The 13,764-nt window shown below is 35.8% G+C and carries 11 protein-coding genes; 1 reads left to right on the plus strand and 10 read right to left on the minus strand.

The features are described 5' to 3' along the window. Positions 1-107: 107 nt before the first annotated feature. The 7 genes from narJ to QRE67_RS15705 form a co-directional block, all read right to left on the minus strand. Complete coding sequence (gene narJ, locus QRE67_RS15675; protein WP_286121093.1) at positions 108-710, minus strand: nitrate reductase molybdenum cofactor assembly chaperone; 603 nt, start codon at positions 708-710, stop codon at positions 108-110. Beyond that, the gene (narH, locus tag QRE67_RS15680) at positions 707-2,209 is read right to left on the minus strand and encodes a nitrate reductase subunit beta (protein ID WP_286121094.1); all 1,503 of its coding nucleotides are present in this window, start codon (positions 2,207-2,209) and stop codon (positions 707-709) included. The genes narJ and narH overlap by 4 nt, the downstream gene beginning before the upstream one ends. Continuing rightward, positions 2,199-5,879 (minus strand): nitrate reductase subunit alpha, encoded by a 3,681-nt coding sequence (locus tag QRE67_RS15685; protein ID WP_286121096.1) that lies wholly within the window; start codon positions 5,877-5,879, stop codon positions 2,199-2,201. The genes narH and QRE67_RS15685 overlap by 11 nt, the downstream gene beginning before the upstream one ends. Beyond that, the gene (locus QRE67_RS15690; protein WP_286121097.1) at positions 5,860-6,156 is read right to left on the minus strand and encodes a hypothetical protein; all 297 of its coding nucleotides are present in this window, start codon (positions 6,154-6,156) and stop codon (positions 5,860-5,862) included. Before QRE67_RS15690 ends, QRE67_RS15685 begins: the two co-directional genes overlap by 20 nt. Positions 6,157-6,174: 18 nt before the next feature. Beyond that, a complete protein-coding gene (locus tag QRE67_RS15695; RefSeq protein ID WP_286121098.1) occupies positions 6,175-6,486 on the minus strand; it encodes a hypothetical protein in 312 nt (103 codons plus the stop codon). A gap of 40 nt (positions 6,487-6,526) precedes the next feature. Continuing rightward, positions 6,527-6,949: a hypothetical protein gene (locus tag QRE67_RS15700; protein WP_286121099.1), complete on the minus strand. Its 423-nt coding sequence runs from the start codon at positions 6,947-6,949 to the stop codon at positions 6,527-6,529. Positions 6,950-7,142: 193 nt separating this feature from the next. Next, complete coding sequence (locus QRE67_RS15705; protein WP_286121100.1) at positions 7,143-8,642, minus strand: nitrate/nitrite transporter; 1,500 nt, start codon at positions 8,640-8,642, stop codon at positions 7,143-7,145. Between the two features lie 836 nt (positions 8,643-9,478). Here QRE67_RS15705 and moaA point away from each other — a divergent pair. Beyond that, positions 9,479-10,498, plus strand: a complete 1,020-nt coding sequence (moaA, locus tag QRE67_RS15710) for a GTP 3',8-cyclase MoaA (RefSeq protein WP_286121102.1) — start codon at positions 9,479-9,481, stop codon at positions 10,496-10,498. Positions 10,499-10,850: 352 nt separating this feature from the next. On the opposite strand, the gene QRE67_RS15715 is transcribed toward moaA, so the two are convergent. The 3 genes from QRE67_RS15715 to QRE67_RS15725 form a co-directional block, all read right to left on the minus strand. Further along, the gene (locus QRE67_RS15715) at positions 10,851-11,561 is read right to left on the minus strand and encodes a Crp/Fnr family transcriptional regulator (protein WP_286121103.1); all 711 of its coding nucleotides are present in this window, start codon (positions 11,559-11,561) and stop codon (positions 10,851-10,853) included. Positions 11,562-12,060: 499 nt separating this feature from the next. Next, positions 12,061-12,225 carry a rubredoxin gene (gene rd / locus QRE67_RS15720; RefSeq protein ID WP_286121104.1) on the minus strand — a complete coding sequence of 55 codons (165 nt, stop codon included), beginning with the start codon at positions 12,223-12,225 and terminating at the stop codon, positions 12,061-12,063. A gap of 221 nt (positions 12,226-12,446) precedes the next feature. Continuing rightward, positions 12,447-13,667 (minus strand): NAD(P)/FAD-dependent oxidoreductase, encoded by a 1,221-nt coding sequence (locus tag QRE67_RS15725; RefSeq protein ID WP_286121105.1) that lies wholly within the window; start codon positions 13,665-13,667, stop codon positions 12,447-12,449. Between the last annotated feature and the right edge of the window lie 97 nt (positions 13,668-13,764).

A 13,764-nucleotide genomic window follows, 5' to 3' on the forward strand; every position in this document is an offset into this window, starting at 1 on the left:
GGGCAGTAAGGCTCCCAGAGAGAAAGGAATAACTGCCCGTAAAAGCTCGATTGTGAAGGCTGATTATCGGCGAAGATGAAGAAAATCCCAATGATAAAAGCGTCACTTTATTGATATATCATAGGATACGGTAATGGCTCTAAATCAGCTTCCTCGCGCTGATTTTCTAACAAAGTAATTTCCTCTAATTTTGGTGCTTCGAAGACAAACATCATCAAAAGCTCCATCACTTTATGATATGGATTGCTGCTAGGAAGATTGTTTATGATTCGATGTATTGCGTAAGATAATCGATTCTTAAGCCGAATAAGGTTTTCATCCTCTGGTGCCACTGCCAAAAGCTCTAATAGCATCGGAATATAATCAGCCAATTCCTTACCAACATTTTCGTATCCAGCTTCACAGATCATCTTCTGTAATTTAATTAGTGCAGCACCACGCTTACGGCTGTCTCCTAATTCATGAGCCGTTAAATAGAGACTCGTTTTTTCTGTATAATCAAACGTTTCAACATAAAGTTCTTGAAGGTCTTTAAACGGTATTGTAAAAAGAGGTTTTAACCTCTCGAGAACTTCCTTTCGTACTTTCGACGTTGAAATCTGATTTTTTACGTATTCTTCGATAGTTGAATATTTATCATAAAAGGTATTATCTGGATAGTCAAAAACTCTAGACATTACAACTAAAATAGTTGATGCTTCATTCGTCATTGATTTTCACTTCTTTCAAATGGATAAGTTGTCATTCCTTCTGGTGGTGCTAAACTTTCGATACTACATGCCCCTTGCTTATAATGTAAATCCTCATCCATTTCGCGCCTTGCTGTTGGAATGACAAAACGTTCATTATATTTTGAAACCGCAAGTAATCTAGCCATATCTTCTAGTTCCTCTACTGTAGTACCAGCTTCTTCTAACAACTTACTTTTTTTCATCGCATCAATACCACCCACTGTTTGTGAACGCATATGAACACGCATAGCTGACATTTTTAATAATACTCTGCGGATTACATCGGTATCATCTGCTGTCAACAACGAAGCTAAATACTCCATTGGAATTCTCATTTGATCAACTGCTGGAATATATCCATCTGCACTGAGCTCACTCTCATTTGTGATATGATTCATAATCGGGCTAAGAGGCGGCACGTACCATACCATCGGTAAAGTCCGATATTCTGGATGAAGTGGCAAAGCAATTTTCCACTTCATTGCCATTTTATATACTGGAGACTGCTGTGCACTTTCAATCCAGCTTTGATTGATACCTGCTTCTTTTGCTTTTTCAATAACTTCAGGATCAAATGGGTCTAAAAATACTGAGAGTTGTGATTCATGTAGGTCTTTTGGATTTTCAACAGACGCAGCTTCCTTCACCCTGTCTGCATCATATAAAACAACGCCGATATAGCGAATACGGCCGACGCATGTTTCAGAACAAACTGTGGGTAGCCCTGCTTCAGTTCTTGGATAACAAAAATTACATTTTTCTGCTTTATGTGTATTCCAATTATAATATACCTTATGGTAAGGACATCCATTCATACAAAAACGCCAGCCACGACATGAATCTTGGTCAACGAGAACAATGCCGTCTTCCTCTCTTTTATACAAAGCTCCTGTGGGACAGGATGCCACACAAGATGGATTGAGACAATGTTCACAAATCCTTGGCAAATACATCATAAATGTTTTCTCATATTCCATCGAAATATGTTCCTGAAGCTTTTGGACATTTGGATCCATTGGGACAACTTCGCTACCACCTGCAAGATCATCATCCCAATTTGGCCCCCATTCTGGTTTATCAATATACTTACCAGTGATCATTGATTTAGGACGTGCAACAGGCAAATTCTCTTTCTTTGGACTTTGATGAAGATGCTCAAAATCGTATGTCCATGGTTCATAAAAATCAGTAATTCCGGCCATATTTGGATTGTAAAAAATGTTAGCCAATTTTGAAATAGGTCCCCCTGCTTTTAAATGCAGCTTTCCATTTTTTAATATCCAACCACCTTTGTAACGATCCGTATTTTCCCACTCTTTTGGGTAACCAGGTCCTGGACGTGTTTCGACATTGTTATACCATACGTATTCCATACCTGGTCGATTTGTCCATGTATTTTTACACGTTACAGAACAAGTATGACAGCCAATACATTTATCAAGGTGCATAACCATAGCAACTTGTGCTTTAATTTTCAAGCCAATCGACCTCCTTCAATGGTCGGATAATCGTCATCGTGTCCCTCTGACTTCCAGTTGGTCCGTAGTAATTAAATCCATAACTTAGTTGTGAATACCCTCCAATCATGTGTGTCGCTTTTGGATAAATTCTCGTTACACTGTTATGTGTTCCCCCACGTTTTTTATTAATCGTACTTCCTGGTACTCCCATCGTTCGGTCCTGTGCATGATACATATAAGCTGCACCTTGAGGCATACGGTATGTTAGAACAGCTCTAGCCACAACAACGCCATTACGGTTGTACACTTCAATCCAATCATTATCCTTAATACCAACTGATGCTGCATCCTTTTCGTTAAGCCATACAGTCTGCCAGCCTCGGAATAATTGTGCCATGTTAGTCGTATCCGTAAACATCGTATGAATTCCCCATTTTTGATGAGGTGTCAAATAGCGAAGGACTAGTGATTTCTCGGTATTTTCTACTTCTTTTTCACCTTTAATAAAAGGACCCTTTGTAATCGGTGGTAGATATAAAGGAAGTCCTTCGCCGAAATCTAACATTACCTCATGATCAAGATAAAAGCTTTGTCTACCTGTCAATGTATGCCACGGTATATGAAACTCCTTATTTACCGTAAACGGAGAGTAACGGCGATTATCATTCTCCAGACCACTCCAAACCGGTGTAGATATTGCCTGACGTGGTTGAATCGTTAAGGCGTCCAACGTATAATCCTCTTCTTCACGTCCTGCAGAAATATGTTCTAGTGATTTTCCTGTCTTTTCCTCCATTGATTTCCATCCCTCAACAGCACGTTTACCATTTGTTGCGCCGGACATAAGAAGAATCGCATTTATTGCTTGTTTATCTGAATGTAAATCTGGCTGACCTTTTCCAATTCCCTCACGCTTCGATATTCCCAGACGGTCAAGTAATTCTTTGTAGACTTTTTCCCCTGGTATTCGAACACCCTTCGTTCCATAGCCGTTTTTGATATTCGGTCCAACAGTTGTCCACATATCAAATACATTCGGATAATCTCGTTTTATGATATTGAAGTTTGGCATCGTTTTACCCGGAATTCCATCCACTTCACCTTTTCGCCAATCTTTGACTTTTCCAAAAGGTTGTGCAATTTCATTAATCGTATCATGTGCGAGAGGTGACATAACTAAGTCTTCATGTGCAGGCAGGTGCTCTTTAGCAAGTTCAGAAAAACATTTGGCAATTTCTCGGAAGCAGTCCCAATCACTTTTTGTATCCCACGGGGGTGAAATAGCTGCATTGAATGGGTGAACAAATGGATGTAAATCAGTACTACTAATATCGTACTTTTCATACCAGGTCGCTGCAGGTAGGATAATATCTGAGAAAAGACCGGAACTAGTCATACGAAAATCCATACTAACAAATAAGTCTGTTTTGCCTTCAGGTGGTTTTTCAGTAATATTGACATCCTCAGGTTGCCATGACTGTTCTATATCTGAAAGCACCGAGTCATCTGAACCGATTAAGTGCTTCACAAAGTACTCATGACCTTTTCCACTGTCGCCTAAGAGGTTCGAACGCCAGTTAAAAAAGACTCGTGGAAAATTTCGTGGATCATTTGGATTTTCAATGGCCCAATCTAGGGTTCCATCTGTAAGCTGTTTAGCTACATCTTTTATAAGTTCGTTGTCATCACTATTACGTGCACGAGCGTCTTTCATAACATCTAATGAGTTTTGTGAAAACTGCGGAAAGCTTGGTAACCAACCTAAACGTGCAGATAGTGCATTAAAGTCAGCTGGGTGTTTATTCGTGTATTTACTTCCCCACTCTGTTTCTTCCTCGTTTTTCTCATATTCATAGCGAAATTGTTCCGTAACAAAATAAAAGAACGACGTACCATTCATGAAACGTGGAGATTTTACCCAATCATTCGCAAATGCAATTTGAGAGAATCCTTCCAAAGGGCGCACTTTTTCTTGTCCAACATAATGAGCCCAACCGCCACCATTTACACCCTGAGAACCGGTTAATAAAACGAGATTTAGAATTGCACGATAAATTTGATCACTATGAAACCAATGGTTCGTGCCACCACCCATAGCAATCATTGATTTCCCTTTCGTACGGGCAGCATTATCAGCAAATTCTCTGGCAACTTGGATAACATGAGATTTATTCACACCAGTTATGCTTTCCTGCCAAGCCGGTGTGTAAGGTTTATTTGAATCATTATAATCTGAAGGATAATCTCCATTTAGTCCTCTACTGATACCAGTATGAGCTAGCATCAAATCATAAACAGTCGTAATTGTTAATTCGTTACCATATTGATCCTTAATATGTTTAGCTGGAACACCGCGTTCAACAGTTCCACCCTCTTTTTCTGCAAAATGAGGGAATTCTACCATAGCAATTTCATCAGCTTCGTTAAGAAAACTTAGTTTCGGATTAATTTCAATTCCATCTTCATTCTTTAAATCAAGATTCCATTTGTTACCTTTATCCCAACGTGAGCCTTGGCTCCCATTCGGAATAGAGAAATTATTCGTATTCTCATCCCACACAACTGTTTTCCACTCACCTAGTTCATATTGATTAGAAAAATCAGACGCCCTCAAGAAACGATCTGAACGATAACTACCATTCTTTTTATTCAATATGATTAAATAAGGTAAATCAGTATATTGCTTTGCATAATCTATAAAATAAGGTGTCTCTTTATCAACATAAAATTCTTTTAAAATGACGTGTGTCATCGCCATTGCAAGCGCACCATCAGTTCCTGCCTTTGCTGGTAGCCATATATCAGCAAACTTATCATATTCTGCATAATCAGGACTAACACCCACTACTTTCGTTCCGTTGTATCTTGATTCAACCATAAAGTGTGCATCTGGTGTTCTCGTTTGTGGAATATTCGTTCCCCATATAATGAAATACTTGGAGTTATACCAATCACCGCTTTCAGGGACATCAGTTTGATCTCCCCATACCTGCGGGGAAGCGGGAGGTAAATCAGCATACCAATCATAGAAACTGAGGATTGTACCTCCGATTAATGAAAGAAATCTTGTACCACCAGCATAGCTAACCATTGACATAGCTGGTATTGGACTAAAACCAACAATTCGATCTGGACCATATTTTTTGATCGTATAAATAGTAGAAGCGGCGATCATTTCACAAAGATCTTTCCAAGTTCCACGGACAAATCCACCTTTGCCTCGTGCTTTAACATATTGTTCACGCTTTTTAGGATTGGAGACAATATTTTCCCAAGCTTGAACTGGATTACCCGTCTGCTCTAATTCATTTTTCCATAATGCGTAAAGATCTCCACGTACATAAGGATATTTCACACGAGTTGGGCTATATGTATACCATGAAAAACTCGCACCACGAGGACACCCTCTCGGTTCATAATCAGGAAAATCATCACCCGTTGACGGATAATCAGTTTGCTGAGTTTCCCATGCGATAATCCCGTCTTTCACATGAATTTTCCAACTGCAAGATCCCGTACAGTTCACACCATGTGTTGAGCGCACTACTTTATCATGCTGCCATCGTCTACGGTATACATCTTCCCCCTCACGTGGACGAGGGCTTTCTTCTGTCCACCCGTCATTGATACGCTCACCACGCTTTAAATGTTTAAGAGCTTGTAGAAATTTATTTTGCTTCTTTTCCATCTATGCTTCCCTTCCCTTTCAGGTTATCACCTATTGGATTAAAATCTTCTCCCAAAAGTCGAAACGAATCTTTACCAGCTTGTAATTCCTCTAGAAACACATTCCAATTCATAGCATTTGCAGCAGCTAAAATAAGACGTTGTAAGGAATTCATATCATTAATATCATAGATTTTTTCTATAATTTCTCCGGATATCTCTCCAAATCTCATACGTAACACAGCAATTAAATCCTCACGGTCATCAATCAACATTGCATCCGTTTCAAATGAAAACAATGATCTTTTCAGCTCCTTCTACAGTTTGATCATTTTATAATAATCTTGCATTAACTGAGTCTTGCATCGCTTTGCTGTTTCCTCAAAAAAATGAATGACTTCTTCACCTGGGTGCATCGCTTGCTCAAAGCCTACAAATGTTGTTGCTGCATGTGAAAAAGATTGAGAAAATTTTAATATGACATCATAGCCATTTTCTTTTTTCAATATTGTTCCTTGAATGTCGAAAGGATGGATATGATACTTTTCAAATACTCCAAGCATCTGTTTATATAATGTTGGGAGCTCAAAACGTAATAATCTTTCTTCTACTATGTTATTTTCATTCATACTTATCCTCACTCTATATTCCCTTATTTTTCCTTGCTTATCATTCGTTATTTGATAGAAGATTATTCATTTCATCTTCATTATGTATTTCATCAATAACAATAAGACTATCTATTAACATAATCATCCGGTCATCAAGTTCTTTTGCTTGCAATCTTTCTTTCATTTCTTCCACAATACGACGCATAAGATCATGATCACGAGTAAGTTGAATAACGGTTTTCTCCATTTCTTGGTTTTCCTTGACGATATCCTTATATAATCCTTCTTCCTCAGACTCCGCATGTTTTAATGTCCGTGATTCCCAATGTTCAATTATTATTTCAGCAATCTGAACTGCCTTTTCCTTTTGATCTTTATGTAAACATTTGTAAAATAACTCTCTTAACTCCCTTGCTTCATTAAGAGCTGCTTCATGAATGGAAGAATGTGCATCTCGCTTTTTTAAACTAGGTCCTGACAATTACTTCACTTCCCTTCTGGTAATTAAAATAGATAATCAGATATACCTTAAATATTAAAGTTTGAAACTATTTCTATAAGCTTATCCATATACATTTTTTTTAAACTTCTTTGTCATGTTCTCGTTGGAGTCCATACATAAAAATGAATACATAAAGAACTCAAAAAAAGCCTAAGTTCTCTATGCATTCAAGTTACTTCCTCTCTTCTGTCAAATCGCTAAACAATCCGACATAGTATTTTACTTCTTCAGCTTCATTTTGCACTGCACTAATGGTGAGCCACTCTAAATAGATCTCATTATTCTTTCTTTTATTCATAATTTCACCCTGCCAATATCCATTAGCACGAATATTTTCCCACATTCTACGATAAAAGCTCGCATCGTGTAGTCCTGACCTTAAAATACTTGGAGTTTTTCCAATCACTTCTTTAGGTTGATAGCCTGTCACCCTCGTAAAAGCAGGATTCACCTTTTTAATAATTCCTTCTGTATTCGTAACCATCATTCCTTGTGCGACGCTTTCGATAATTTTTGTTTCTAAGTTCAGTTTTTCAAGATAATACATCCAGACAATAATAACAAAACTTACAAGTGAAAATTGTGCTAATGCCATAAAACCTATCGCATAATGTCCTGTTACATTAAATACTAATGATAGTACTAACGGTGGGAAAAAACCTCCTATTCCTCCCATAGCTGATACAATTCCGTTAACAATTCCTGCTTGCTTAGAAAAATAATAAGGAACAAGTTTAAAGATTGTTCCATTTCCAATCCCAGCACAGAAAGCAACAGTTAAGCACCCTATCGTATACAATGTAATCGTTGGCGAAAAGGATAAGAGCACACCAGAAAATGTTAATCCACCAAAAACAAATAATAAAATGAAAAATGGATTAAACTTATCACCTAACCAACCACCTACTGGTCGTAAAAAGGTTGCGATTGTAATAAAACCAGCTGTACGCATTCCAGCATCTACTGGAGTCAATTGAAAGTTTGAAACTAAAAAATTTGGAAGATAGACTGTAAAGGCAACAAATGAGCCAAATGTAATAAAGTAAAAGAAACTTAAAAACCAAAGTTTTTCGTTTCGATAGACAGCCTTAATTTGCTTTCCTAAAGGAGTGTTTTCTCTAGGTTCTTTTGAATCACCAAGAAAAAAATTTAAAATAGCAAAAATAAGAAGAGGTATTAGAAAAAGTCTTACAGTTGTAACCCAACCAATTGAATTTGCTAATATCGGAGCTGCAAATGAAGTAATTGCTGTACCAATATTTCCAGCACCATAAATTCCATTAATAAACCCATGTCTTTCTTTTGGATAATATTTTGGAAGTGAAGTTACACCTATCGAGAAGGTTGCACCACCAATTCCAAGTACCAAACCGCCAATAACTAGATCAGCAAGTGAATCAGAAATGCTAATATAAAAAACTGGGAAGAGTAATAGTAAAAAACTAAGGACAAAATTGATTCTTGCTCCAAAACGATTTGTCCAATATCCCAATAGAATCCTCATTAAAGATCCTAATATCACAGGGACTGCCGTAACCAATGCAACTTCATTATCAGATAATGTAATATCCTTTTTTATATTTGGCATTAAGGAAGAGATTAATACCCAAACCATAAATCCAACAATGAGACTAGAGGCTTGAAGAGGCAATTGCCATTTTTTTTTATTCATCTTATAAATTTTCTCCTTTCAAAGAGACCCTTTACTGTGGATTGTATTTAGTTTTTGGCAACATCGAAGATTTATTCCTTAATTAATTCAATCTCTGTATTCTTTAAGAAGATATGAATTCTTGATAAAGAAGCGAATATCCTATACTTCATCACAATACATATAGAATATGAAAGTTGATGAATTGTAATTTTTTTATAAATTAACAGAACATTGCTACCATGGTCTGTATACCTATCCACTTTAAAGAAATAATAGTGGAATTTTTAACAACTACAGATGTTATTTATTTATCCCGCTATTCGCAGGCAGTAACCCTCCCACTTTATAAGAATATCTTTCATCATTTAAATATTAATGGAATATCCAATTATACTCATGTTAAGTTAAATGCTAATGTTACAACGATCCAACATTCTTATTTTATTAAACCCTTTATTGATTCATAATTTGGTACAAGTAGGCAGTTTTATTCTCATAATGATGTTCACGCAACTAAAACATTGACTACCAAGCTAACACTCCCCCTTTCCAATGCACTTATCTCATGAAACAAGTAGCGTGCGTAATATTGCCCTATGTACATCAGATGAAATTATCGTTAATCAAACAAAATTCTAATTCGTGAAAAATCATTGTTTTTAGTGAAATAGTCTCACCAAAGGTATTAGTAAGGCAGTTAAAATTGAAATTAACATTGTACTTTCTAAATCTACATCAATTAGACTTTCGATGATCTAATTACAATAGTAGGATTTATACAGAGAATTTCATCTAATGTTTATTCGCGCCCTGAAATGGTTATAAATATTAAGCTTTAAAGGGAGAGGTTTTTATTGAAATTAAATAAGACGGTATATGATCACTTTAACCGTCCCCTTCGTGATTTACGAATTTCTGTTACAGACAAATGTAACTTTCGCTGTACGTATTGTATGCCAGCAGAGATATTTGGAACAGATTACCCTTTTTTAAATAAAGACGAACTTCTATCATATGAGGAAATAGAGCGCCTCACAAAAATTTTCGTTCATTCTCTGGGCGTACAAAAAATTAGAATTACAGGTGGTGAACCACTAATGAGAAAGGATTTACCTGAACTTATTAAAAAAATAAATCAAATTAACGGCGTGAAAGATATTAGCATGACAACAAATGGTTACTTTCTGTCTAAACATGCATATGCATTAAAAGAGTCCGGATTAAAACGTGTATCCATTAGTCTAGATTCGTTAAACGACGAAGTATTTGGAAGTATAAATGGTCGAGGAGTTACTGTAAAAACTGTGCTGGATGGAATTGATGCAGCAGCTGCAGCTGGTTTAAAAGTGAAAATTAATATGGTTGTAAAGCGTGGTATGAATGATCAAGAAATTATTCCAATGGCTAAATATTTTCTTGAAAAAGGCCATATTTTAAGATTTATTGAATATATGGATGTTGGGAATACTAATAAATGGAATCTTAAAGATGTTTATCCCAAAGAACAAATAATTAAAGACATCCATCAAGTAATACCTGTTGAGGCAATTGATCCGAACTACACAGGTGAAGTAGCTACTCGTTATCGGTATGTAGGAACAGAATCTGAAATCGGTATCATATCATCTGTTTCAAATGCATTCTGTTCAACATGTACTCGTGCCCGCCTTTCTGCAAATGGAACATTGTATACGTGCTTATTTGCAGAAAACGGTTATGAATTACGCGATTTTATAAGATCCAACCAATCAAACGAAGAACTAACAGAGCTTCTTCAAAACATATGGTTTAGAAGAAAAGATCGTTATTCTGTTGAACGAAGCGAATCTTCTACTGAACGTAAAAAAATTGAAATGTCCCATATTGGAGGATAATGTGGAAATAGATTCAGGTAAAGGATGTTGACGGTACTCCATTCACATCAGTTTTTTTGTTTACATATATGATAATTCATTCCTCGAACCGTTCGCATATCAACTTTTACTTTGGTATTCGTCTCATCCACTTGCCAAAAATCATTTGTTGGTGAGTGGATGACAACACATCCTTGTATCTAATTCCGGACCGTATTGATGAACGTTTTCTCTCTTTGTTTTCACTTGGCATGGGGCAGGAAAAGGATCTCACCGCTTCTATGCATGGCCGGATGCTCTCTCCCACCTAAAAAGAAGGGTTTTATGTCGGTTTTTTAATTTATATTTATATAGTTCAGTATAACCTATCCATCTACTCTATATATTCTCTAAAGGCTAACTTATTTTTAACTATTAGTCGCTTATTTCCAATTAATGTTATAAGCCCTAAGTCTTCAAATTTACTAAATTTACGACTGATTGTTTCCCTTGTCACCCCTATATAGTTTGCAATTTCTTCTCGTGTCAACGGTAAATTTATAAGTATTCCTTTATCAGTATCCTCCCCGTACCTTTCGCAAAATTCTAGAATTATATAGGCAATTCTAACTTCTGGATTATTTGTTGCAAGATTTTGAGCTAAATTTTCTGTATGTGCTAACCGTTTTGTAACGGTTTTCAGCAACTTTAATGCAATACCTGGATTCCGCTCCATTATATGATCCATATTATCTTTTGTTAACATACAAATTTTTGTATCTTCCATAGCATACGCACTAAAATTACTCTTCTCATCACAATTAAATATGTTTAATTCACAAAAGCACTCTCCACTCGTTAAAATATGTAAAATTTGCTCTTTCCCTTGAATGGTTAATTTAGATAGCTTTACTTGTCCTTTATTAATAATAAATAATGTGTCTGATTTCTCTCCTTCATGAATTAATGGTTGTCCCTTTTTAAATTGCTTATGTTTTGTCATCGAAGCTATTTTTAAAATTTCTTCATCAGATAGGGATTTAAAAATTAGAACTTTTCTTGGACAAGGCTTCACTAGATTTTTATGATAACAACGCTCTTTCATATTACTTTACCTCACCTAACTTTAAATATATTACATAAAGTGAAACTTTAATCAGTAGGTTTTTTCTTCATCCCCACTAATCAGTAACCCTCACCAATTGGACATTTACGGGTAGTTATCTCCATCTATATTCTTTAAATACGGGGGGCTTACTGCCCGTGCATAGCGGGATAAAGTATCTTCGCACCTAAATTATTATATCTTTTCCAAAGGACCACACCAGTGACCCAAGTCACATAAGAAAACGTTTTCTATATAAATTCATTTTTATTTTTTGACATATAAGCCGCGGCTATAGATAACAAAAGGTGACCGGCACTCGTTTTCTCTCTTTGTTTTCACTATGTCTGGGCAGGAAAAGGGGCTGACCGCTTCTATGCATGGCCGGATGCTCTCTCCCACCTAAAAAGAGGGGTTTTATGTCGTTTTTTAAATTTGTATTTATATATACAAAAAAGGTAACGAGAAATTATTTAATATTCTCGTTACCTTTTTCTTTTTATTCTTCTACTGGTGCAAAGTGTTCAGTATCTTCTCCACATACTGGACATACCCAATCTTCTGGTAAATCTTCAAAACTTGTTCCTGGTTCTATATCTTCATCTGGATCTCCAATTGCTGGATCATAAATATAACCACATGGTAAACAAATATATTTTTTCATTATCATGTCCTCTTTCTATATATTAAATTAAGATTTTAGTTTCTCTATAAATCCATTTTGACTTTTCGAGATATAAGCCGCGACTATGGATAACAAAAGGTGACCGGCACTCGTTTTCTTTCTTTGTTTTCACTATGTCTGGGCAAGAAAAGGATCTGACCGCTTCTATGCATGGCCGGATGCTCCCTTCCACCTAAAAATAAGGGTTTTATCTCGGTTTTTTAATTTGTATTTATATTTTTTACCTTGCTCATTATTTCACTTATATTCGTATTTTTCATATCAATCTCTTCCAATGATACTTGTTTTTCAATAGCAGACTTGTAAGGAATGGATGCAGCAACTCCTTCTAATGAGATGACACCTACTATTTTATTATCCTTGATAAATAACCTTGTATACTTCTCTTTCCCATCTTCTTCAACGATAGTTGTATCACATTGTTTTTCATCAACGAATCCAATTGAGAATAAAGATACATCGAATGCATTAAAGATAGTAGTTGGAATTGCTTTCTTGTAAATTGCAGGATTAGAAACCATATTACTTCCTGCAATTTTCCCTTGATCCATTGCGCGTCCCCATAGTCCGCCAATTTCACCATTTACTTCTGCTACATCCCCAGCAGCATATACAGATTCCACATTCGTTTCCATCTTCTCATTGACAACAATACCTCTATTTACATGAATAGGCGTATTATTTGCTAAAGAAATGTTAGGATTGACTCCAATTGAATAAACAACACTATCACAATCTATTAATTGTTCACCGTTCACTTTAATTCCAGTTACTTCTTCTTCTCCAAGAATAGAATCAATAGTCGTATTTACATATACCTTTACTCCGGCACTTTCAATTTTTTGTTTTAATAGAAGAGACATTTTTTCATCTAATTGTCTTCCCATTAGTGTAGCGGCAACTTCTACAATAGATACTTTTTTACCAGCTTTCATGATAGACCAAGCTGTTTCTAATCCTTGTACGCCCCCACCAATGTTTACAACATGCTTTTTATCTTCTAAACATGCTTTAAAGTTATCTGCTTCATGCATGTCTCTAATAGTAAAGACATTTTTTTTATTTATTCCATCTACTGGTAGCCTTCTATTATTTGCACCTGTACAAATTAATAATTTGTAATAAGAAATTTTTTCATTATTTGATGTAACAATATGTTGCTGCTCTGTATCAATTTTTACTACCTTTGTATTTGTGAAAACTGATATATTATTATTTTGGTACCATTTTTCTTTTTTGATTAAAACTTTTTCACTATGTAAATCTGAATATAGCTCTTTTGATAGTTTAATTCTGTTATAGGGTAAAGATGATTCTTCACCAAAAATGAATATATTTGAATCCTTGTCATGGTCTCTAACTATTTTTGCAGCATTTACAGCAGCTACTCCGCTTCCGATAATAACAAAATTCTTTTCCATGTTTTCACCTACGTTTTTCTATTAAATATATAAAATCCATTTTGATTTTTCGACATATGAGCCGCGGCTATGGATAACAAAAGGTGACCGGCACTCG

It is taken from the genome of Bacillus sp. DX3.1, assembly GCF_030292155.1.
Taxonomy (GTDB): domain Bacteria; phylum Bacillota; class Bacilli; order Bacillales; family Bacillaceae_G; genus Bacillus_A.

What these genes read in the sequence shown, in the direction of transcription:
- QRE67_RS15705 (WP_286121100.1), bottom strand. Translation starts at nt 8,642, where the DNA reads ATGAATAAAAAAAAATGGCAATTGCCTCTTCAAGCCTCTAGTCTCATT.
- QRE67_RS15695 (WP_286121098.1), bottom strand. Translation starts at nt 6,486, where the DNA reads ATGAATGAAAATAACATAGTAGAAGAAAGATTATTACGTTTTGAGCTC.
- QRE67_RS15725 (WP_286121105.1), bottom strand. Translation starts at nt 13,667, where the DNA reads ATGGAAAAGAATTTTGTTATTATCGGAAGCGGAGTAGCTGCTGTAAAT.
- QRE67_RS15685 (WP_286121096.1), bottom strand. Translation starts at nt 5,879, where the DNA reads ATGGAAAAGAAGCAAAATAAATTTCTACAAGCTCTTAAACATTTAAAG.
- rd (WP_286121104.1), bottom strand. Translation starts at nt 12,225, where the DNA reads ATGAAAAAATATATTTGTTTACCATGTGGTTATATTTATGATCCAGCA.
- QRE67_RS15715 (WP_286121103.1), bottom strand. Translation starts at nt 11,561, where the DNA reads ATGAAAGAGCGTTGTTATCATAAAAATCTAGTGAAGCCTTGTCCAAGA.
- narJ (WP_286121093.1), bottom strand. Translation starts at nt 710, where the DNA reads ATGACGAATGAAGCATCAACTATTTTAGTTGTAATGTCTAGAGTTTTT.